This is a genomic window from Haloferula sp. (assembly GCF_049672945.1).
Taxonomy (GTDB): Bacteria; Verrucomicrobiota; Verrucomicrobiia; order Verrucomicrobiales; family Akkermansiaceae; genus Haloferula.
The window spans coordinates 23,802-45,957 of sequence record NZ_JBATWY010000028.1; the positions used below are offsets into that span (position 1 = coordinate 23,802).

The 22,156-nt window shown below is 58.3% G+C and carries 20 protein-coding genes; 12 read left to right on the forward strand and 8 right to left on the reverse strand.

Going from position 1 to position 22,156, the window contains the following annotated elements; translation table 11 throughout:
* Positions 1-87: 87 nt before the first annotated feature.
* Positions 88-1,320: a DEAD/DEAH box helicase gene (locus tag WBG04_RS02480; protein ID WP_424312768.1), complete on the reverse strand. Its 1,233-nt coding sequence runs from the start codon at positions 1,318-1,320 to the stop codon at positions 88-90.
* Between the two features lie 275 nt (positions 1,321-1,595).
* On the opposite strand from WBG04_RS02480, the gene WBG04_RS02485 reads away from it, so the two are divergent.
* Entirely contained in the window at positions 1,596-2,192 is a 597-nt protein-coding gene (locus WBG04_RS02485) for a 3'-5' exonuclease (RefSeq protein WP_424312769.1), read from the forward strand.
* A gap of 112 nt (positions 2,193-2,304) precedes the next feature.
* On the opposite strand, the gene WBG04_RS02490 is transcribed toward WBG04_RS02485, so the two are convergent.
* Entirely contained in the window at positions 2,305-2,796 is a 492-nt protein-coding gene (locus WBG04_RS02490) for a fasciclin domain-containing protein (RefSeq protein ID WP_424312770.1), read from the reverse strand.
* A 472-nt stretch (positions 2,797-3,268) separates the two neighbouring features.
* Between WBG04_RS02490 and WBG04_RS02495 the strand changes: the two genes are divergently transcribed.
* The gene (locus tag WBG04_RS02495) at positions 3,269-4,219 is read left to right on the forward strand and encodes a hypothetical protein (protein WP_424312772.1); all 951 of its coding nucleotides are present in this window, start codon (positions 3,269-3,271) and stop codon (positions 4,217-4,219) included.
* Between the two features lie 196 nt (positions 4,220-4,415).
* Positions 4,416-5,180: a metallophosphoesterase family protein gene (locus tag WBG04_RS02500; RefSeq protein WP_424312773.1), complete on the forward strand. Its 765-nt coding sequence runs from the start codon at positions 4,416-4,418 to the stop codon at positions 5,178-5,180.
* A 3-nt stretch (positions 5,181-5,183) separates the two neighbouring features.
* On the opposite strand, the gene WBG04_RS02505 is transcribed toward WBG04_RS02500, so the two are convergent.
* Both WBG04_RS02505 and WBG04_RS02510 read right to left on the reverse strand, forming a co-directional pair.
* Complete coding sequence (locus WBG04_RS02505) at positions 5,184-5,624, reverse strand: Crp/Fnr family transcriptional regulator (RefSeq protein WP_424312774.1); 441 nt, start codon at positions 5,622-5,624, stop codon at positions 5,184-5,186.
* Between the two features lie 365 nt (positions 5,625-5,989).
* Positions 5,990-6,634, reverse strand: coding sequence for a hypothetical protein (locus WBG04_RS02510; protein ID WP_424312775.1), 645 nt, complete (start codon positions 6,632-6,634; stop codon positions 5,990-5,992).
* Positions 6,635-7,224: 590 nt separating this feature from the next.
* Here WBG04_RS02510 and WBG04_RS02515 point away from each other — a divergent pair.
* A complete protein-coding gene (locus tag WBG04_RS02515) occupies positions 7,225-8,448 on the forward strand; it encodes a hypothetical protein (RefSeq protein WP_424312776.1) in 1,224 nt (407 codons plus the stop codon).
* Between the two features lie 297 nt (positions 8,449-8,745).
* On the opposite strand, the gene WBG04_RS02520 is transcribed toward WBG04_RS02515, so the two are convergent.
* Both WBG04_RS02520 and WBG04_RS02525 read right to left on the reverse strand, forming a co-directional pair.
* Positions 8,746-9,156, reverse strand: coding sequence for a transposase (locus tag WBG04_RS02520; RefSeq protein WP_424312777.1), 411 nt, complete (start codon positions 9,154-9,156; stop codon positions 8,746-8,748).
* 251 nt (positions 9,157-9,407) lie between these two features.
* A complete protein-coding gene (locus WBG04_RS02525) occupies positions 9,408-10,388 on the reverse strand; it encodes a TerB family tellurite resistance protein (RefSeq protein ID WP_424312778.1) in 981 nt (326 codons plus the stop codon).
* 179 nt (positions 10,389-10,567) lie between these two features.
* On the opposite strand from WBG04_RS02525, the gene WBG04_RS02530 reads away from it, so the two are divergent.
* The 3 genes from WBG04_RS02530 (at position 10,568) to katG (ending at position 13,706) form a co-directional block, all read left to right on the forward strand.
* The gene (locus WBG04_RS02530; RefSeq protein WP_424312779.1) at positions 10,568-10,831 is read left to right on the forward strand and encodes a hypothetical protein; all 264 of its coding nucleotides are present in this window, start codon (positions 10,568-10,570) and stop codon (positions 10,829-10,831) included.
* Positions 10,832-10,966: 135 nt separating this feature from the next.
* On the forward strand, positions 10,967-11,398 hold the full coding sequence (locus WBG04_RS02535) for a Fur family transcriptional regulator (protein WP_424312780.1): 432 nt from the start codon (positions 10,967-10,969) through the stop codon (positions 11,396-11,398).
* 55 nt (positions 11,399-11,453) lie between these two features.
* The gene (gene katG, locus WBG04_RS02540; protein WP_424312781.1) at positions 11,454-13,706 is read left to right on the forward strand and encodes a catalase/peroxidase HPI; all 2,253 of its coding nucleotides are present in this window, start codon (positions 11,454-11,456) and stop codon (positions 13,704-13,706) included.
* Positions 13,707-13,759: 53 nt separating this feature from the next.
* On the opposite strand, the gene WBG04_RS02545 is transcribed toward katG, so the two are convergent.
* On the reverse strand, positions 13,760-14,785 hold the full coding sequence (locus WBG04_RS02545; RefSeq protein ID WP_424312782.1) for a helix-turn-helix transcriptional regulator: 1,026 nt from the start codon (positions 14,783-14,785) through the stop codon (positions 13,760-13,762).
* Positions 14,786-15,041: 256 nt separating this feature from the next.
* Here WBG04_RS02545 and WBG04_RS02550 point away from each other — a divergent pair, with 256 nt between their 5' ends.
* From WBG04_RS02550 to WBG04_RS02560, 3 genes are all read left to right on the forward strand, one after another.
* Complete coding sequence (locus WBG04_RS02550) at positions 15,042-15,806, forward strand: GYF domain-containing protein (protein ID WP_424312783.1); 765 nt, start codon at positions 15,042-15,044, stop codon at positions 15,804-15,806.
* A gap of 460 nt (positions 15,807-16,266) precedes the next feature.
* The gene (locus tag WBG04_RS02555; RefSeq protein ID WP_424312784.1) at positions 16,267-17,856 is read left to right on the forward strand and encodes a right-handed parallel beta-helix repeat-containing protein; all 1,590 of its coding nucleotides are present in this window, start codon (positions 16,267-16,269) and stop codon (positions 17,854-17,856) included.
* 122 nt (positions 17,857-17,978) lie between these two features.
* Positions 17,979-19,091, forward strand: coding sequence for a DEAD/DEAH box helicase (locus WBG04_RS02560; protein ID WP_424312785.1), 1,113 nt, complete (start codon positions 17,979-17,981; stop codon positions 19,089-19,091).
* A gap of 4 nt (positions 19,092-19,095) precedes the next feature.
* Here the strand turns inward: WBG04_RS02560 and WBG04_RS02565 are convergent, their stop codons facing one another.
* Positions 19,096-19,377 carry a DUF2103 domain-containing protein gene (locus tag WBG04_RS02565; RefSeq protein WP_424312786.1) on the reverse strand — a complete coding sequence of 94 codons (282 nt, stop codon included), beginning with the start codon at positions 19,375-19,377 and terminating at the stop codon, positions 19,096-19,098.
* 275 nt (positions 19,378-19,652) lie between these two features.
* Between WBG04_RS02565 and WBG04_RS02570 the strand changes: the two genes are divergently transcribed.
* Positions 19,653-21,440 (forward strand): fasciclin domain-containing protein, encoded by a 1,788-nt coding sequence (locus tag WBG04_RS02570; RefSeq protein WP_424312787.1) that lies wholly within the window; start codon positions 19,653-19,655, stop codon positions 21,438-21,440.
* A 32-nt stretch (positions 21,441-21,472) separates the two neighbouring features.
* Positions 21,473-22,018: a hypothetical protein gene (locus WBG04_RS02575; protein ID WP_424312788.1), complete on the forward strand. Its 546-nt coding sequence runs from the start codon at positions 21,473-21,475 to the stop codon at positions 22,016-22,018.
* The last annotated feature ends 138 nt before the right edge of the window (positions 22,019-22,156 follow it).

Genomic DNA, 22,156 nt, shown 5'->3' on the forward strand with positions numbered 1-22,156 from the left:
AGGTAACCACCTAGGGCAAGCCTTGGAAACCAAAAACGCGTAACGAACCAGTAGGGAGCCACTTCTCGAATCAGTCAGAGAGCCCTCCTATTGCTTTTTTCGACCTTCAGCCTCTCGGAGTTTGTCCTTCTTGCTTTTGCGCCGCCCTTTGATGCCACCCGTTCCAGCCGATGGCACCGGCGGAAGCTCGGTCGGCTCAAAACCGGTCACGACCTCACGAGGGAGCAAGAAATCGTTTCGTTTCTCGATAAGTCCGAAGTGCGCGACGGAGTCAGCGGTCACGAAACTAATCGCCCTCCCCTTCTCACCCGCCCGACCCGTCCGCCCAATACGATGAATATAGTCAGTCGGTGATCGCGGCAGGTCATAGTTCACCACGACCGGGAGTCTCTCAATGTCCAATCCACGGGCTGCCAGATCCGTGGCCACCAGCACCTGGATCGATGCGTTCTTGAAGTCATTCAGAGCATCACGTCGCGCGCCCTGACTGAGATCTCCATGCCATGAAAGCGCCTTGATCCCATGGCGGTTGAGTTTGTCGGCAACATGATCCGCCGAGTATTTTTTTGCCACAAAGACGAGCACCCGCGTCCAGTTCTCCGCAGCAATCAAGTGACGCAGTAAGGGCGTCCGCAGCGCCTTATCCACGCGGATGGCACGTTGTTCGATGTCGGGTGCCTCGGCAGGTTCGGTGTCGACCGCAATCCGGCGGGGTTCATTCAAAAGATCCCGCGCGATCAACTCAAGCGCCGGCGGAAAGGTCGCGGAAAACATCAGATTCTGGCGCCGACTTGGTAGTAAGGAAAGGATGCGGGACAGTTCGTCGGCGAATCCGAGATCGAGCATCCGGTCGGCTTCATCCAACACCAGCGAACCCACATCGTGGAGTTGAATGGCACGGTGATCGACGAGATCAAGCAATCGCCCCGGAGTGGCAACGACAATATCCGCACCACCCCTCAAGGCCATCATCTGAGGATTGATCGAACTCCCTCCAACCGCGCTGACCACCTTGATCCGCTCGGGAAGACCCTTGGCGAATTGCTGGATGACCTCCCTCACCTGCGTCGCGAGTTCGCGGGTGGGCACCAGGACAAGCGCATGGACCCGCCGTGGTTTCGTCCGCCGAGCTGCTATCCAGCGCTCCAGTAAGGGCAGCACGTAAGCGGTCGTCTTCCCTGAACCTGTCTTTGCCGTGGCAAGGAGATCGTCACCTGCCAGCACTACCGGAATGGCCGCAAGCTGCACCGACGTAGGCTCTTTGAATGAAGCCGCCGCCTCAACGAGCGGGGCTGACAAACCGAAAGAAGAGAAGGACATGAAGGCTTATAGGCAGCATCTGAGGTCTCATCAACTGCCCATCCCTCGTGAGGAGATGAGGATCACCCTTGTGGAGAATGCCAGTGGCCCAAGGTGTCAAGTCGGTGTTGCTTGTGGCTACCAGTCTCACCAAGATAGCCGCCAACGAGTCAAAGATGAGCGAATCCACCCCCCAACGCCAGCCCCGACGACGACGCAGGACTTCCTCGTCAAAATCTTCTTCCGCTTCCGCTGGTCAGAGCAAACCGCAGAAGGGCTGCAGCGGGATCAGGCCAGTGGCTCCGACGAAGGCAGAGACGATCCTCTTACCGGCCTTCCCCGGACTCTCTCCGGATCAGATCCATGTCCCCAAGACAGCGCCCGAGTGTGAGGCCGCCATGCAGGAGATCTTCGCAGCAGGGGTTGTGGGATTTGACACTGAAGCCAAACCGACCTTCAAGGTTGGCGAGAAGAGCAGTGGTCCTCATGTGGTCCAGTTCGCCCTCACCGATAGCGCCTACATTCTCCAACTGCACCGGAAATCGTGCCTGAAGATGGCGGCCGATTTGATTGCCTCCAAACAGGTGTTGAAAGTGGGCTTCGGCTTGAAGAACGATCACGGCCAAATCCGGCATCGACTTGGCATCCAGCTCAACCATGTGCTCGATCTCGATCAGGTTTTTCGCAAACTTGGCTACCGCGGCCAGATTGGCGTCCGGGGGGCCATCGGTGCCTTGCTCAATCAGAGCTTCCCAAAATCCAAATCCGTCACCACCAGCAACTGGGCGGCATTCAAGCTTACGCCCCGTCAACTGCTCTACGCCGCCAACGACGCCTTCGCGGCTCTGAAAGTCATGGAGGCCCTTCAAGCGGAAGGCCGTCTCGATCATTAAACAGGTCCATCCGGCGGATGCAACGGGACTTCGAGTCGGGTCATTGCCACAAACCAAAAAAGAGCCGTGCCCGAAGGCACGACTCCTTTGATCCAATGCGTAATCCCTCCGCTTATTCAGCTGGCAGAATCACGGAATCGATCACATGAATGACTCCATTGGTTCCAACGATATCGGTTTTCACCACCTTGGCCTTGTCGATCATCACGACGCCATCCTTGACGGTGATGGTGGCCTTGGAACCGTTGAGCATTTCAACCTCTCCTGCGGAAACATCCGCCGCCATGACCTTGCCGGCAACGACATGGTATTTCAGGATGCCTTGCAGCTTTTCTTTGTTCTCAGGCTTGAGCAGGGTCTCGACCGTGCCTTCTGGAAGCTTAGCAAACGCGTCATTGGTCGGAGCGAAAATCGTGAACGGTCCTTCGCCCGAAAGAGCTTCGGCGAGTTCAGCGGCCTTGACGGCAGCGACCAGTGTCGAGAATGAATCATTACCTGCAGCAATCTCCACCACCGTCTGGGTAGGCTTTTCAGCAGTCTCAGCATGGGACGAGATTGGAAGGAGGAGGGCGGCAGCGGCAAACAGTGTTGTTGTGAGTTTCATCGTTGTGTAGTTGGTTTCGTGTTTCGTGTGTTGAATCGTTTCAACAACCCAAGGTGAGCATCGATTTTTGGCCTGTCCTGAGAAAATTTCAGATTATCGATTTTCGCTTGCGCCGTTGACCAACCAGCTATCTTCCATGCCGCGCGTTCCGTCAGGCCCGCGGCTTGAACCGGTCCAGACTTCCTTAATGGAACCCCCTACTCGCTTTGATTGGCGAACTTCAAGCATGCGAAATCACCGCCGGGGTCCTCGGAACGGAATGACACGTCCGCGCTTCGTGGAGGGAAGACCGATGCCCGACCATCTTCGTCAAGCCGTAAGGATGCCATTTTTTTCCTGCAACCCGATGCATGCTTCGTTTTTCGTGTAATTGGAAAGTGGAGGCCGATTTCCAATTGGGGATTTCCCAAACTCGTTTAAGTAGGGATCGCCCAAGGGCCAAACGCAACAACCTGAACAAATACGCAACACCATGAAATCCATCCTTCACCCACTCCTCTTCATCGGATCCGCCGCTGGAGCCATCGCTGGTACTGCCGTCCTGGAGACAGCCGCCCCGCCTGTCACCAACGAAGGTGACTGGGCCATGGACCTCCGACGTCCCATGACCAACCCCACCCTCTTCGATCTGGCGGTTCCCACAACCAACATCAGGCCGATTTTCGCCTACCACGCGCTGCCGGATGCGGTGAATACGATCGCGGGTAATCTACCCGTCGGCGGTGACGTTCAGGTCTATGCGCTGCAGTTCGAATACGCGCTCAGCGAGCGCCTTTCGATCGTGGCGACCAAGGACGGCTACATCGACTTCAACCCGGATGCCACGCTTAGTAACGGGAGCGGCTTCGCCAACCTCGGCGGCGGACTCAAATACGCCTTCCTCCTCGACCCCGCCGCCGGCCATGCGCTGAGCGGATCGATGACCTTCGAGTTTCCCACGGGCAATTCGGATGTCTTCCAGGGAGCAGGTGACGGATCGGTCAATCTCATCCTCTCCGGCGTGAAGACGATCGACGACTGGCAGTTCGCTGGTGGCACGGGTGTCTCGATTCCTTTCTCGAATCAGCAGGCGACGAATGGCTTCCTCAGTGCCCACGTGAGCTATGAAGTCACGCCATGGTTCATCCCACTGGTGGAACTGAACTGGTTCTCCGTGCTGAGCGCGGGCGATGGTCGGCGTGCTTTCGACGGACAGGCCGGCGGTGTTGTTCCGGTGATTGCCGAGTTTGAAGGTAATGACTTCTTCAATCTTGGAGCCTCCAACGCGACCGCCAACCGCGATCTGGTAACTGCAGCGATCGGTTTCCGCTCCCAGATCACCGATTCGATTCAAACCGGGGTCGCTTATGAAATCCCACTCACCAATGACGAGAACAGCGTCATTGAAAGTCGCCTGACCGTCGACCTTGTCTGGCGCTTCTAAATGAGAGTTTGAACCATTCTGCAGGTCTATCGGATACCTGCAAGGTTGCGCAAAATCGCCCCTGACCCGAAAAACGGTCAGGGGCGGTTTAGTTTACGGGAGATCGGATCTCAAAAGCCCACCAACCTAACAACTGCCTCCCAAGCCGGTTTCCCTGCTTGTCAGGCGACCAATCCCGGCGTCGTATGTTCACACGATGAAACTGCTTCTTGTCGCCGACCTCCACTACACGCTCAGGCAGTGGGATTGGCTGAAGTCGGTCGCGGAACAGTTCGATCTGATTGTCATCGCCGGTGACCTGCTCGACATCGCCTCGATCGTTTCACAAGAAGCCCAGATCGTCGTCATTCGGAAATACCTCCAGCGCCTCGCCCCGGGACCTCCGGTGCTGGTGTCGTCAGGAAACCACGACGTGCTTTCACCGACCGAAGGCGATGCCAAGACCGCCGCATGGCTCCAACACGAGCGCCGGGACCAGCTCTTCGTCGATGGCGACCACTATGAGCAGGACGGGCTCTTCTTCAGCCTTCTCCCGTGGTGGGAAACGGAGGATGATGTCGCACGCATCGAAGTCTTGCTTGAAGAGCACGCAATCCGCGCCGCGGGAAAGCAATGGATCTGGATCTACCATCCGCCGCCGAAGCAAAGGACCGTTGCGTGGAACGGCCGCGCCGACTGGGGCGACCAACATGCGGGCCGATGGATCGAACGCTTCAAACCCGAGATGGTCCTCAGCGGCCACGTTCATCAAGCACCCTTCGTCCGCGACGGTGCTTGGATCGATGAGATCAATGGCACCTGGCTGTTCAACAGCGGTCGGCAACCCGGCAGCGTCCCGACCTTCACCGTGATCGACACTGAAAAAGATCACGCCATCTGGATCTCCGCTGAAGACGCCCAGCAAGCCAGGCTCGTCCTCCCGCTGGAATGCCGGCCACTCGAGGGCCCGCTCCGCCTTTGACGGTTAGTGCTTGAGGTGCACCAGTGAGTCGAGCACCTCGTGCACCATGCCCAGGTGCCCCTCATCGCCTTCATACTGTTGCTTGAGGTCGGTGATGTAGCAGGTCAATGCATCGACTTTTTTCGCCAGATCCAAAGCGATGTGGAGGTTCACTTCGGGGTGCTCCCGGAGGAAGCTCACGGCGTCTTCAGCGACGTGAAAGGTGGCGTCCGTTTTCGCAGTGACTCCTGCCGTGTGGGGACGATCGAGAAGAACGGAGATCTCACCAATCACCGATCCGCTGTCCGAAATCTCTCCGATCAAAACCTCGCCCCGCCTGACCTCGAGCACCCCGCTTACGAGAAAGAAAAGACAGCCCGATCGTCCGCCTTCCCGAATGATCACTTCTCCCTCCGAGAACTTTCTGGTGGGAAGGTCACAGCACTCGCAGTTGATATCGATCATCGTTTCGAATTCCAGCAGATCTCATACCGCCCGGCAAGCTCGCGAGACTCTCAGGGCTGTCTCGCCGCGACAATCACGCTTGTTTCAAACCCTCGACATTTCAATCGGAGCACCCGCTGTCCTGTCGACCAAGTCAAACATCCAGCTCGCTTCAATCCCGGATACGTGCGGCGGCAAGGCGCGGAGCCGAGTCGTCCCTCGTTGAAACTGCGGACGAGGTCCTATTCCTCGACGACACGGATGGCGGCACTGCTCGAGAGCACGTCAGGAGAATCGGCGAAGGACTTTCTTGTTCTGAAACCGCCGACGAAAAAATGAAGCTGGCAGCGGAAGAATCAGCGGCATTCCATGAGTCTTCGTTCAACTCAATCCCCGATGAATTCATCGACGGACCGGAAGCTGATTCGTTCCCGTTTCGGATCGACGTAAAAGAAAACGTAGCTGCGCATGTTCTCCTCGACGGGCCAGGAGGTGTTGCTCAAAACACGCTCACCCGAATCTTCGCGCACTTTGAAAGAGACCGAATAGCTTGTCTCGGAATCCTTGGCTTCCGGGTGCAGCATGATGCCTTTCCCGTTTTCGATCTCCAGTTCCGCGCCGCCGACCTTTCCAACAATCGTCTCACCTGAGTTGTTGAACAGGTAGACATCCCCTTTTTTGAACGAACGATCATCCGCCGGTATCACCGCGGCCTGAAAGCCTGTGTCGATGGAGGAGAGCATAACGACAAACTCGCGGCCTTTTGCCGGTAACTCCACGCTTGCCAGAGCCTCATTTCCATCGATACGACGAAGCTCGAAGTGCCGGTCAGGAACCACCACAGCGGCGGAAAGGGAGTTTATCGGAAGGCTCATCGGATCAGACTTCTTCTTCCCGGCAACGAGACAGAGCTGTCCGAGGTCCGCCGGCACATGATCGGCAAGCAGGCGCACCGAGGGCTCCTTCGCGATGGCTGCGGCGGGCAGGAAGAAGGCGAGACAACAGACAACGGCAGACTTGATGGGGTTCATGGGCTTGGCACTTGGTTTATTCGACGGATCACCAGTGTCTTAAAAAAACTCCATGACGTCAACTACTCCGGGAAATGAATCCCGATCGACCGTCCACCCGGAACCAGAAGGAACCCTTGCGGTCTAATAAAAATGGTTGGTGCCCAAGGGCCCTCTCATCCTTCGTCCCTCTTGCCCGCTCTCGGATCGATTGGCTCTTCGGGCTCGATTGCTCGAGGACGACGGACGAGCAGGAGAACGAAGACAGTCGGAGAGACAAAGGTCCGAATCGCTGATCCCTGCCCCATTCCTATCTGACACGAACAACGCCAATTGTTATTTCAAACCCGCGTCAATGCTGATCTCGTCCCGTCATGTCCCCGTCGTCGCAGCCGCCACTACCTGCTCGCCGCGCTCGGCCGAAAAAGGAAACCGTCATTGCCCTCGGGTCGCTGGGGATCCTTGTCCTGGCGCTCGTGTGGTTCCTGTTTTTGAAAACGCCTCGCGCGCCGGAGCCCCGCATCGCTCAGGAAGTCGAATCATTCCACCAACGATTTCATGAAGGGCTCGAGCACTTGTCACGGGAAAGGAAGCTTGAGGGAGAACTTCGCATGAGCTCCGTCGGGCCCGGAGATGACAGTGAAACCATCGGCATTTTCAGGCGTGACCAAATATGGACCCTGCCTTCGGACGTCCTTCCTGCCGCAGACCTTTCCTCCTTTTCCAAGATCGTTCTCGACGGATGGAAGATTCAAGAAGCCTACCCAAGCAAAGGACAGGGAGGAGGAGGGTCACGTTTCGATTTTTCATTCGGTGATTCCCAAACCCATGCCCAGGTGCTGCTCACCGCTTTTGAGGAAGGAGGATTGACCAGGATCCATTCTCAAGCATGTGCGATTGAGAGCCCTCCGAACGACGACCCACACCTGCCCATCAAAAAGAGCGAGCTCCCAGTTGATTCTGAATCGCTCGATCAACTCAGGTCACTTTTCACCTCGGAGCTCGAGCGCCTCATCACTCTTTACACCGTTCCTTCGAGCAATCCGCGGGAGCGGAATCGCTACAAGTTCGACAGCCCCGGAGACGGATTCATCGGTGCCACTGTCCGTGAACAGTTCTGGTCGTGGACCGTGCCGGGCGAAGTGCTGGAGGCGAATGAGCTACGCACCTTTGCGAACAGAATTTGCGCGAGCTGGGATCCTGCGTTTGAGGCATCCTCTGGGGCAGATCACCTGTTTTCGTTCGCTTTCGGAGACGGAACACGCTCGGCGATCGTAAGCATCATCGCCATTCCGGGAAAGGCATCAGCTCGTGGCGGCTTCTCAGAAACACGAGTCCACTACAGTCAGCTGCTCTTCAACGGGAACCAGAAGAGCAAGCAGTCGATCCGGACTGCCGCGAAGGCATCCTTGCCACTCGACCTTGAAGCCCTCGTCCAGGTTCCGGGAAGCAGCGCAAGAGAGCTCGAGGCCAATGCGAAACTGGATAGTGACGGCCGGATGCTCAAATCGCTCCGCGAAAGAGCCCGAACGTCGGTCGGCACCTGGAAGATCAGATACACCCTGAGATTCACTCTCCCACCGTCCGAGGAAGACATCGAATCCTTCGCCACCAGCCGTGGCATGACTTGGGAGATGACAACCACGCCGGAATCGAGTCACCGAGAAAAATGGTTCTACCTGCGCTTCTTCAAGATCATGGAATTCTCCGAGAGCACGATCGTAGAGACCACCTCTGCGGTCCGTCAATTCGCCAAGGAGCATGTTGGAAAGTACGTCGGCTGGGGCTACAGCAGCGACAAGATCACAAGAATCCCAAGCGAAGATGAGCCGTAGTCCCTTCCGGTTTCTCTCTCCCGGCAGCTTTGAATCACGGTAACCCTTGACTGACCCTTTTTTCCCAAGCACTCCTCCCGGATTCTCAACGGCAACGGCGCGCCTTATCGCCGCAAGGACCGGAGCCCTGAAAGGGCGGCCGAATCGGTGCGCATGGCCACCCCCCCAATCAATCCCACACCTACGCTCATCAAATCCGATTTCGTGTTTGGCAAGGAACTCACGATATTCCCCCTCGAAGGTGGTCTTCCGGTGATGTTCTTCTTAGTTCTTAATGTCGAATCCGCCGTATCCCATTTACCACGAAAACGATGCGAGGTCCGGAGACTTTGTCTTGAGCCACTTCGATGACGATTTCTTCACATCTTCCACAGCTTGTGCCAGCATCACCGTTCGCCCCATAATGAAAAGAGCGTGCACGTGATCTTCCACCGATTTGATGCGCACCGTCGGGGATTTCAGGTTAGTCAGCACCGTGGCCATTTCGGCGTGCCGATCCGGGCGAACATCCTTGGTGCGGAACGGAAGCCGGTTCTTCGTGGAGAAGATCAGGTGAACGTAAAGGTTGGTAGGGGATTGCGGCATGACGTTGGCGGGGCGCTGGGAGTTGGATCGCCTTTTCAGGGCTACGGAATGGATACAGACGGTATCCGAACCCTTGCCCTGGTCTGTGATAAGATGCCCCGGCGGGGCGGAAGATAATGCCATTTTCAGAAGGAAGAACTGTAGACAGCACAGGTCTCTCTCTTTGCAGATGGCAACACTCGTGAAATGGTGTCCGTGTTGAATGGTAAACGGGGACACTCAAGGATTTCACTCTTTTGAAGCAAGGAGCCGATCCCGGAAAACAAAACAGGCTTTTTCTTGCGAGAAGATTCAAACTACCTCCGTCCGAGGCAGGCATCAAATTCTTTGCATGGAGCCTGGACGCCGACCCTTCTCCCAACCCTCCGGCTTCCTCAGCCACGAACCATCGAGAGCACCTTCTTGTAATCGAGGACCGAGGCCTCCCTCTGGATTTCCGGGAGAAATTTCTGATGCAGGGGTTCGGCGCGCTGGCGGAGCGCCTGATAGGTTTCGCGGGCGTTGATCCCGGACCAAGTACGACCATTGGCGTAGTAACGCTGGGCCAGTTGGCCGATGGCCCAGGTGCTGGCGAAGGAAAACGCCGAACTGGTCAGCTGATCGACTCCCTTCTTCGCCAAGCCACCGAAGGATTTTCCGAGGAACTTCTTCCCCAGCTTGCCGGTCAATCCGCCAATCATCTTCCGCGCCATGCCTTCGACAACCTGGGAGGTTGCGCCGATACCGGCGGCACCGAGGAATTCGACAAGCTGCTGCCTGTCCATTGACACACCATGGTGTTTGCCAACGGAATTCACCAATTTCATCTGGAGCGGAATGATCGCCATGGTGGAAAGCGTTTCCGGCAGCAGTTCGAGGGCTCCGTTGATGATCGAGTAGCGCATGATCAGGGAGTCCACCTCATCCTTGACGGCCGGGCCGGCAGGCAATGGAGGCGGCAGCAGCGCCGTATCGACTTCTTCAAGCGAAGCCGCCCCCATCTCGTCGGCGTCGGCAACAATCGCTCCGGCTTCCTTCGCAGGGATTCCGAGTTGTTCGGCAAGCTCCTTCAAGAAGGCTTTCTCGGAGGGCTCGGTCACCCCGTCAGCTTCACACACCTTGACGGCCATTTCGTAGGCAAGCTGCTTCCACTCCTTGGTCTCGAGCTTGGCGGCTTCGGCCGCCGCATCGGTCTTTCCTAGCAGCACCTTCTGATAGACGGCCGCCGGGTGCAGCTCCTCGGGAAGCAGGGCTTCGCCAATTTTCTTCAGCTCCTCACGCTCCACGGTGCCCTTCTCTCCATCGGCAAAGGCAGCGAGCAGACAGATCGAATAGAGCGCTTCTCCGTTGGCTGAGTATGATTCCTTCTCGGTCATGGGAGCATCTTCGCCAAAGGATCCGGCCGCGACAATTAGGAGATGGATTCAATTTTCCAATCTATTTCAAATGACTGCCGGATCCCTCAACTCCTCGACCACAGGACTGAAATAAATGCTCGTCTTCCGCCCTCCATCGCGGTCAAACTAACCGGTGAATCCTAACCCGTTCAAAACCCATGAAATCGTTCCAAGCCCTCTCCGCTGGAGAACCTGTTTTCTTTTTCGAGGTGGAGCCCGAATACGCCGACGACGAACCGAGTCCCCGCAATCTTGAGATGGCTGAAAATCTTGCGGGCGTGCTAGGGGTCGCGGATCAGGGAAAGAAGTTCGTTCCCCAGCTGATCTCCAGACTCCCCCGGGTCATCGCGGATCACGCCCCCGATCACGCCCAGCCCGGGCTGAAGGCGTGGATCTCGCCCAAGCTCAAGCGCAAGGCCTAGGACCGAGCGCGAATTCAGTTCCCAGAGCGAGTCTCTGAAGGGGCATCTAGGCTGTCCCCGGGCACCTCGGGTCGGCTGAAATTGACATGAACAAGTTTTTGACATTGTCCAGATTCTGCCGATAGCTCTGTCCCGATGTCTGATCCGAATGAACTTCTGCGCGAACACGGGGTTCCCGTAACCGCGCAGCGGGTGGCCGTCCTGAGGGCGGTCAGGGCGCTTCCCCATGCCACGGCCGATGACATCGCCGATCATGTCCGGAGCTCGATCGGCACCATTTCCCGCCAAGCCGTCTACAACGTTCTCGGCGTCCTGACGGACAAGAACCTCATCCGCCGCATCCATCCCGCCGGCTCCTCCGCTCGCTACGAAGACCGGGTCTGCGACAACCATCACCACCTGATCTGCCGGATCTGCGCGACGACGGTCGACGTCGACTGCTCGATCGGCCAGGCTCCCTGCCTCACGGCTGGCGAGGATCATGGATTCACCATCGATGAGGCCGAAGTGATCTACTGGGGAACCTGTCCCGACTGCCAGAAACAGGCGGCGACGTCCGCTCCGTAGGCCAACTGCTCCATTCAACCGACACTCACCAATACCAAACAACCTAACTACGAACATGTCAGAATCCAAATGTCCCTTCGCTCACTCCAGCGCCACCGCTGGAGGTGGAACCACCAACGAAGACTGGTGGCCCAATCGCTTGAGAGTCGATCTCCTCGTCCAGCATTCCTCGAAGTCCGACCCGATGGGTAGTGATTTCGACTACGCGGAAGCCTTCAAGAGCCTCGACCTCGCCGCCGTGAAAGCGGACCTCACCGAGCTGATGACCGATTCGCAGGACTGGTGGCCGGCCGACTTCGGTCACTACGGTCCGCTCTTCATCCGCATGGCCTGGCACAGCGCCGGCACCTACCGCACGGGCGATGGCCGCGGTGGTGGCGGACGCGGTCAGCAACGTTTCGCCCCGCTCAACAGCTGGCCCGACAACGTCAGCCTCGACAAGGCGCGCCGACTGCTGTGGCCGATCAAGCAGAAGTATGGCCGCAACATCTCCTGGGCCGACCTGATGATCCTCGCGGGGAATGTCGCGCTCGAATCGATGGGCTTCAAGACCTTCGGCTTCGGCGGAGGACGCCCCGACACCTGGGAGCCGGATCAAGACGTCTACTGGGGACGTGAAACCACTTGGTTGGGTGGCACCGAGCGTTACGCCGCAGGTTCCCCGGGAGTTACTGGAGAAGGCGTACTTGTCAGTGAGGACGAGGCGGATGGCAGCACGCACAGCCGTGATCTTGAGAACCCGCTCGCAGCCGTTCAGATGGGTCTCATCTACGTGAACCCCGAAGGTCCGGACGGCAATCCGGACCCGCTGAAGTCCGCCTACGACATCCGTGATACCTTCGGCCGCATGGCGATGAACGACGAGGAAACCGTCGCGCTGATCGCAGGGGGGCATACTTTCGGAAAGACCCACGGTGCGGGACCTGCGGACAATGTCGGCCCCGACGCAGAAGCAGCGCCGATTGAAGAGCAGGGCTTCGGCTGGAAAAACAGCTATGGCAGCGGCAAAGGCGGTGACACCATCACCAGCGGTCTTGAGGTGACGTGGACCCAGAAGCCTACCCAGTGGAGCAACCTCTACTTTGAAAACCTGTTCAAATATGAGTGGGAACTGACCAAGAGTCCGGCAGGTGCGAATCAATGGGTCGCCAAGGATGCCGAAGAGACCATTCCCGACGCGCATGATCCTTCGAGAAAGCATCGGCCGACGATGCTGACGACCGACATCGCGCTGCGGACCGATCCGGCCTACGAAAAGATCTCGCGCCGCTTTCTTGAGAATCCCGATGAATTCGCCGACGCCTTCGCGCGTGCCTGGTTCAAGCTCACCCACCGCGACATGGGGCCACGCGCCCGCTACCTCGGACCGGAAGTGCCGGAGGAAGTGCTGATCTGGCAGGACCCGATTCCCGACGTCGATCACCCGCTGATCGACGAACAGGACGCCGCCGCACTCAAATCCAAGATCCTCGACTCGGGCCTCACGGTCTCGCAACTCGTCTCGACCGCCTGGGCTTCGGCCTCCACCTTCCGTGGTTCCGACAAGCGCGGCGGTGCCAATGGCGCACGCGTTCGCCTCGCCCCCCAGAAGGACTGGGAGGTCAATCAACCCGGCCAACTCGCCCACGTCCTGGAAGTGCTCGAAGCGGTGCAGAGCGAATTCAATGATGCGCAGTCTAACGGCAAAAAGGTGTCGCTCGCCGACCTCATCGTCCTCGCCGGAAATGCCGGTATCGAAAAGGCCGCTGAGAGCGCCGGACACCAGGTCACCGTTCCCTTCAACGCGGGTCGCGGTGACGCCACCGAGGATCAGACCGACGCCGAGTCCTTCGAGGTTCTCGAACCCTATGCCGACGGTTTCCGCAACTACCTCAAAGGCAAGTATGCCGTGCCCGCCGAGGCGCTGCTGATCGACAAGGCCCAACTGCTCACGCTCACTCCGGCCGAACTGACCGTGCTGATCGGAGGAATGCGTGTCCTTGGAACCAATGCCGACGGCGGCGACTACGGGGTCTTCACCGATCGTCCCGGCGTGCTGAGCAACGACTTCTTCGTCAACCTCCTCGACATGGCGACGGAGTGGAAGCAGGTGTCGCCGTGTGGCAATGCCTTCGCCGGAATGGATCGCGAAAGCGGCCAGCCGAAATGGTCGGCGACCCGCGTCGACCTCGTCTTCGGCTCGAACTCCGTCCTTCGCGCCGTCGCAGAAGTCTACGCCTGCGGTGACAGCGAGGAGAAGTTCGTTCAGGACTTCGTAGCGGCATGGGCCAAAGTCATGGAACTCGACCGCTTCGATCTTCACGCCTGAGCCGTCCTTCAGGATTTACGACATCCCGATCTGCCACCGCGGGTCGGGATGTTTTATTTTCCCCAACCGTCGTTCTCCTCATCACGCATCCGGGCCAGCTCCTTGCTGACTCTCTGCTTCAGACATTCGGGGCCGATCACCTTCGCCTTGCTCCCCCAACTGAGCACCCAGCGCAGCAGTTCTTCGGGGCGACTGACCATGAAGCGCAGCTCGACCAGCTCTCCCGCGGTATCGAGGCGCTTCAGTTCCTGAGTCGGATGCCAGCGCCTCTCCTGCGCCATCCGGGCGGCATATCCGCGTAAATGCACCTGCACCAACTGGGGCGACTCCCCTTCCTGTGCCGACCACACACTGAAGGATCGATCAAGGTAGGCCGATCCATCGAAATCCGCCGGACGCTTGAATTTCGTTTCCTCCAGATGGACTCGCGAAATCCGCGGCAGCGCGAAAGTCCGCAGCGCCCCCCGTTTCAGATCGTGGGCAATGAGATACCAGCAGCCATCCACCTCGCCGAGGTGGTAGGGCCGCACCCTGCGCGGCTCCGATCGCTCAGCCCCAATCTTGTGATAATAGAAGACGATCTCGAACTGCCCGAGCAGCGCTTCCGCAAGTCGACCAAAAGTCTCCGGATCCGCTCGTGCCAGACCTCTCGCCCGCCGGGAAACCAATTGGTCGATATGCTCGCAGGAGACGTTCGCCTGATACTCAACCATGCGATTGAGCTGCAAAAACAAGTCTCTCACGACCTGCTCGAGCGCCGTCCCACTCACCGCACCGATCGCCTCGCGAGCCAGCAGATAAGCTGCGAGTTCCTTCGCCCCGATGCCAAAGGCGGGACAATCGTCCACCGCACCGGTGTAGGTATAGCCGTGCATCCGCCGATCGTATTCCAAGGGCAGGCCCAGATCGTCACGCATGAAGTTGATATCACGCTGAACGGTCTTGTCGGTGACCTCCAAGCGCTCGGCCAAAATGCGGCAATTGGGGAAGCCCCCCTCTTTCACGGCCTCGTGAATCAAGTGAATCCGGTGGATCGGACGGCGAGAACCTCCGACTCGTCGGTCCCGAAGCTTCGACATGGCTGCGATTTTATGGATCCGAGACCTACGCGCAAGAAGTATCACCCCGTATTTGTCCGATACTCCCCTTCATGGTTGCACTCGATCTCCCCGGGAACCCATCCCCTCAGAGCGTCAGGGATTCTTTGGCACCCCCCGGTTTGGCTGAGAATCTCTGGCGCTCTCTCGGGTTTCCGTATTGCGGCGAGGTCTTAGCTCGGAAAACGGGCGATTTGTGAATTGACCGGCACACCCTGTCAGCCTAACAGAAGGCCAGATGAGCGAATGGTTTATTGCCCGCGACGGCTCGCAAGAGGGACCGATGACGGCGGCACAGGTAGGCGCCCTGCTTGCAAACGGTGAAGTGAAGGCCAATACGACCTTCGCCTGGAAGGAAGGAATGGCTGAATGGAAAAGCCTCGCGGAGGCTGGTCTACTCAAGGAGATCTCCATGGGATCGCCTCCGCCCGCAACAGGTGGTTTGCAAACCCCTTCGGCCGTCGCCAACCCTCAGCCAACTCCCACCCCCGCCCAGGTGGCACCACAAAGCACCGGCGCCCTCAATCCTTACGCCGCACCTTCGAGCACCATCACCGCCACGCGTGATTCCGCGCAGACCCTCGAATACCCTGGAATCGGACGCCTTGCCTATTTTCTCTGGCAAATGGGAATTTCCGTCATCGCTTATGGGCTCCTCTTTGCAGTTATTCTCGGGAGTTCTGGATCGGGTGGTTCGGAAGGAATCGCCGGCTTGTTCATCCTAGTCGTGATGATCGTTGGTGTGGCGGCCGTCTTCCTCGGCGTGAAACGGGTTCAGAATCTCGGCATGTCAGGGTGGGCGATCCTATGGTCACTGGTTCCGATCATCAGCGTCTGGATCTCTTGGCGAATGTTCGCCTGCCCTGCCGGTTATCACGACCACAAGCAGCTCGATACCGCCGGAAAGGTCCTGACCGGCATCCTGATCGTCTTTTTCATTCTCGCAGTCGTCGCGAATGTCTTCGTGGCAGTCAGTGGCGTGGAAACCAGCCGAACTCCCTGAACAAGGCCGGAGCTTCAATCCTCCGCTCGAGCGGTCGGACCCGACCCGATGAAGCCTTCCACCATGGAAGGCTGGAAGGCATGGAATTTCGCCTGCAAGCAAGATGCCGCTGCCGCATCGGAACTTCGGATGTATGGATATCTAATTCCTACGAAATACTCAGTTCTAGACAGCTTCTCTCATCTCTCTGAGACTGAAAGCTCCCTACAGAACCGGCGACATCCTCACCGGCCATCGATATCTCCCCGCAACCGTTGACCGTAACTCCTGACGCCAGCCTTTCCCCGTCCAAGCCCTGACCCTCACCCGCAAGGAAACCCCGATTCCAAATCCCGCTGTTCGCTTTCCGCCATGCAGCCCTCCTCGAGAAACTCCTGAGGAAATTGGTTGATCGTTCGGCTTCCACCGTTTTCTTGCCGCTGTTTCCGACTCGGTGGTCTCGGTTTTCATTTCCCTCCCCATGCAGGTTCACCTTCCAGTTACCATACTTGCCGTAGTTGGCGGACTACTTGCAGCCCAAGGTGCCGAGCTCATCGTTTCGAGCACGCTCGACAGCGGCCCCGGCTCCCTGCGACAGGCAATCACCAATGCCGCACCTGGTGACACGATCTTGTTCGCTTCCGATCTCAACGGAAAAACCATCAACCTCAGCAGCGATCAAATCCTCATCGACAAGGAACTCCGAATCGATGCCTCGAGATTTCAATCGGGCATCACCATCGCACGCTCGCTGGCGGCCCCAAGGTTCCGGCTTCTCGAAATCGGCGACGGCAAGCTCAATACCAAGCTCAGGGTCTCGATTCAAAATGTCGCCTTCAAAAACGGGATCTCCCCGCTGGGCGGCGCGATCCTCAATTCGGAAGACCTCGAATTGACCGACTGTGAGTTCGCCAACAATCGTGCTTCCGGAGTGTTTCCCGATGGCCGGGGAGGGGCGCTACTGAATCAAGCTGGTTCCATCTCGGCGCTGACCCGTGTCACCTTCGAGGGCAACATCGCGCGCAATCAGGGGGCTGGAATCGCCAATCTGTTTTCGCAGTCATCCGCCATCGAATGCACCTTCATCGAGAACAGTTCCCAAGCCAATGCCGGTGCGATCTTCAACGAAGGCGCGAGCCCAATGCTCGTCGCCTGCCTTTTTCTCGGCAATGAAGCCCTCGGCTATGGCGGAGCGATCCTCAATCTTGCCGGGTCCTCGCCCGAGCTTACCAACTGCCTCTTCTCAAAGAACCGCTCGACCGGCGAAGTCGGCGGGGGAAGTGCCATCTTCAATCTCAATGCCTCCCACCCCCACCTGATCAACTGCACCTTCAGCGGCAATCTTGTAGCTGCTGACATGCTCGGAGGTGCCATCTACAACGCCGGATCCCAGCCCGTTCTCAAAAACTGCATCCTCTGGGGAAACAACTCCGGCATCCTCGGCGATGAACCCGATCCAGACAGCGGTTTCAACCTCGTTGAAGGTGATCCCGGTTCCGAGGATCCCCAGTTCGTCCGCGAGCCCGGCAGCTTCGGTGCCGATGACTATGGCGACCTCCGCCTTCTGGCCACATCCCCCGCCATCAACGCCGGCGATGGCGGACCCGGCTCGAGCATGAACAGCTCGGTGGAGGACGCCAAGGGCCAGCCCCGCTTTCTCGATGACCGCATTGATCTCGGCGCCTACGAAGGAGAAAACCGTCTCGACTTCAACTTCTTCTTCGCGGGTCTGAATCCCCATGCCGACGACAATCGGAATGGACTGAGCAACTTCGTCGACTACGCCGCGGGAGCTGATCCTCGGGCACCCCACGACACCCGCGTCAACCCAAGCATTTCCGGCCAGCAGGTCAGCTTCAGCTACCGCTCGGGAACTCAAGACGTGCTGCCAAGCTTCCAGAAATCGCAGAACCTGATCGATTGGAGGCCTCTGGTCGAGGGCGTGGACTACTCCGGCAGCCTCACCACCACGATCGGCAGCCGAACCATCGTTCGCTTCAACATCATCCCCGCAGCGTCGCCCGGAGGAGGGCTGTTCTATCGAACCGAGTTTCAGACAGCACCTCCGTAGACCCTGGCGGGTTCCCTCCGTCGGAGAGCGCATCCATTTGCTCATCAAGGAATCGTGGCTCGTCAATCCTGAGCGGGGCATCCAGAGTCCTGGCGTCCCCTTCACCGGAAAGCACCACTATCTTGCACGCATTCAAAGAACTCGGAGTTCCCGCCGATCTGATTCAGGGAATCAATGAGCTTGGCATCCTCAAGCCAACGGAGATTCAGGTCAAAGCCATCCCCTTCCTGATGAATGATGGCAGCGACTTCATCGCCCAGGCTCAGACAGGCACGGGAAAGACCGCCGCCTTCGGCTTGCCGCTGCTGACCAAGATCAATTCCAAGTCAGAGGATATCCAAGGCCTCGTGATCGCGCCCACCCGTGAGCTGGCGAAGCAAATCGGCAAGCAACTGTTCCGCTTCACCAAGTACTCCGAGCAGAAGATCTTCGTCGAGGTGCTGAGCGGGGGAGACAATATCGACCGCCAGGTGAAGTCCCTCCAGCGGCCCACCCAGATCGTCGTCGCCACACCCGGCCGACTGCTCGACCTGATCAAACGCAAGGCACTCACCCTGACTTCGGTCAGACATCTGATTCTCGATGAGGCGGATGAAATGCTGAGCATGGGATTTCGGAAAGAGCTCAAGCAGATCTTCGGACTCACCCGCCAGCGGGGCAGCACCTGGCTGTTTTCCGCCACCATCCCGAATGCCATCCATGAACTGGCCAGGGATTGCATGGGCGAAAGCCCTCACATCCTGAGGATCGACAAGGCCCACGTGGTGAATCGTGACATCGACCACCAGTTCGCGATCTGCACCCGCGACGACAAGACCGATTTCATCGCGAAGTTCCTCAAGGCACGCAAGCAGGAGCGCGGACTGATTTTCTGCCGGACCAAGGAAGGAGCGATCACCCTCGGCAAGCAGCTGACGAAGCGCGAATTCCCCGTCGGCGTCTTGCAGGGTGATCTGACTCAAAAGGAGCGGGACACCGTCATGCGGTCGTTCAAGAAGGGACGGTTCCAGTTTCTCATCGCCACCGACATCGCCGCCCGAGGGATCGATGTCGAAGGCCTGTCGTTCGTCATCCACCATCAGCTTCCCGAACAAACGGAGTACTACACCCACCGTAGCGGCAGGACCGCAAGAGCCGGAAGGTCGGGCCTCTCGCTTGCCTTGATCGACCCGAGGGAGCGGAAGAAGATTGCCCGCCTCGAGAAGGAACTGGGACTGAGCTTTGACCACCGCTGAAGCCCTACCCGAGCTTGAGAATCGCGGCCGTGATGTCCTCCTCCCTGTCCGCCTCCGTGCGGATGAAGATCTCCTGAATCCCCTTGGCTGATTGGGTCACCGCCTTGAGCCCTCCCGGAACCTTTCGCTGAACCCGGATCGCCCCGGTCCGGCTGCCCTGACCCAAGGACTTTCCTCCATAGGACCGCCCGATGATCACAGCCACCACGCCGTCCATCGCCTCGATCCGCCGAATGAGATCACGACACTCTTTCGAAGTGCTCTGGTGACGTCCGCGCGAGGGCATGGTCGATTCATACCTTCAGCATCGAGCAAGTGAAGCCTTTGCATGAGGATCCGCTTCCGGTTCTCGAAATCCTGAAGATGTCTTTCCCCGCAGGGAAAGAGGCACATTGATCCGGATCAAGCTGCCACCAGCAGAAAAGCGCTGAAATTGGCGGCGGGAGCCGACGAAGAAAATCATCTTGCGAGGTGCTGAATCCGTACATCTTTGGAAGGTCTGAATCACAGAAGCGAACCATTTCTGAAAGTCTCGAAAACCTGAAACAACCCAAACAAACCATGAAATCACCCATTTTAGGAAGAAGCCGGGGATTCATCGCCGCCACCATCGCCCTCGCGATGACCGGGGCTGTCACCGCGATGAACGTCGTCGAGCAGCTGGCCTCCAAGCCGGAATTTTCGACCTTGGTAACCGCCGTGACCGAAGCGGGCCTCGTCGATGCTCTCGCCAATGCTGAGGACGTCACCATCTTTGCACCGAGCAATGCGGCATTCGCCCGGATTGCCCCGGAGGATCTGAATGCGCTCCTTGCCGACAAGGAAGCTCTCACGAAGGTCCTGACTTATCACGTATCGCCCGGAAGCACCCGCTTCTCCAAGTTCGAGGATGGTCCTCGGGAGACCTTGCTCGAAGGGAGCTCCGTGGATGTCTCCGTCACCAGCTTCTTCCGCGGTTTCTTCCGTCGGGTGGAAATCGACGAAGTTCGGATTACCCGCGCCAACATCCCGGCCTCCAACGGAATCATCCACCGCATCGAAAGCGTGCTCGATCCCTCGGCAGACGTGGTCCCTTCGATTCTCGATATCGCGGCTGGCAATCCCGATTTCTCGATCCTCACGGATCTCGTCAAGAAGGCCGGCTACTCCAACGTCTTCGCCAGCGACGCCCTCGAACTGACCGTCTTCGCGCCGACCAATGCCGCCTTCGAGGCCCTGGGTGAAGAGACCCTTGAGGCCGTGAGTTCCGACCGTCGACTCCTCCGTAGCATCCTGAGAAACCATATCGCTTTCGGTAGCCTGACCAGCGACGAGCTGTCTTCTGCCGGCAGTGTCACGACCGCCCTGAGGCGCGAGCTTGCCATTTCTCCGAGTTCCGACTCGGTGACCGGACTCGCCGTCGATGGAAAGCCAATCAACGCCGCCAACATCATTGCCAGTAATGGCATTGTTCACGTCGTCGGCGAAGTCCTCGTCCCCGCCGAACCCCGGTCGCTCGTGGACATTGCCTCATCGCGGGAAGAGCTCGCGACATTCGTGACCGCCGTCGGCCTCGCAGGCCTTGCGGAAACCTTCGACAGCACGGACAAGTGGCCTGCCTACACCATCTTCGCCCCGAACAATGACGCATTCACCAATCTTCCCGAAGGTGTCCTGGATGGCCTGCTCAGCGATCCGACTGGCGCGCTCGCAGACGTTTTGAAGCTCCACGTGGTGGCGGGTCAGTTCCCCGCCTCAAACCTCTACGACGGACAAATCCTTCGCAGCCTCTCCGGTCAACGATTGAAGGTCTCCGTCGCGGACGACGGGATCCGCATCAACAACGCACTCGTTGCCGAGCCCGACCTGCGCGCCGAAAATGGCTTCCTGCACATCATGCAGGACGTCATTGCTCCTGGAACGTTTACCGTCGCCCACTACGTGAGAACCCAGCCCTACCTGTCCACCCTCAGCGCAGCGCTTGATGCCGCCAATCTCACTGGCGCGCTCGACAACCCTGAAGCGGATCTGACGCTTTTCGCGCCGATCAACTTCGCTTTCAGGAAGCTTCCTGCCGGCACCGTCGACGCATTGCTTGAGGATCCCGAGGGCCAACTGACCCAGATCCTTCTCTACCACGTCCTCGGGGAATCGCTGAGCGCGTCCGAACTCATTGACCGCGGCACAGCTCAGACCCTTCAAAGCGCGGATGTCAAAATCACCTCCAGAAGCTTCAGGTTCTGGGGCTGGAGGATTCCTTTCAGTATCGTTCAAGTGAATGGTGAACGGGTCATTGCTGCCGACATCGAAACTGACAACGGCACCGTTCATCTTATCAGCGGAGTCCTCATTCCCCCCACCGAAGATTGAGTCGATCATCCCGCAACCCTTCTGGCCACTCCATGAGCTCGTGGAGTGGCCCCCTTTCGTTTCGCAAACGATGGCTCAGCGGCCTCTTCTTGGGTGCCGTCGTCCTTTCAAATTGCCGGCAGGAGGAAACTGACGATTCCGCCTTGTCCATCGATGCCGAACCTCCCCGGCGTATCATCCATACAGCTCCCCCGAGTGATCAATCCGCAACCCGCCAGAGCGAAACGCTTCCCGCATCATTGGCTGAATTCGAGGAGGTCGTCTTCGATCTCCCCGACTCAGAGATTTTGGAACTGCTCGACATGATCGACGAAATTGAAGCGCCAGAAACCAGGCAGGAGATGAGCGGGATCGTTTACGAAGAGACCACTCTGCGCCCGCCCATCGTTCGACTGCCCTTGCTCCTCGAACTGGCGCGAAGCGAGCACGTCGAACCCAGCCTCAAGGCGACCATCATGGCGGAACTGGGGACCATTTTGAATACGGATCACGGTCAGTCCTGGGCCGACTGGTCACTCGCTTTGGAGGAATATCTCGCCAATAAGGAAGGGCTTATCCGCGTCGATGCGGCGGAGTGAGCTCGCCTGCACGCTCGCCGAAGTCGCTTTGTCGGCAAGGGCTGGAAGGGCAACACCGGCAGCCGGCGACCGCCCTGCAAGGAATTCTACGACTTGCCAGAACCCACATTTATGATTGATTGCTTAATCGTTAAACCT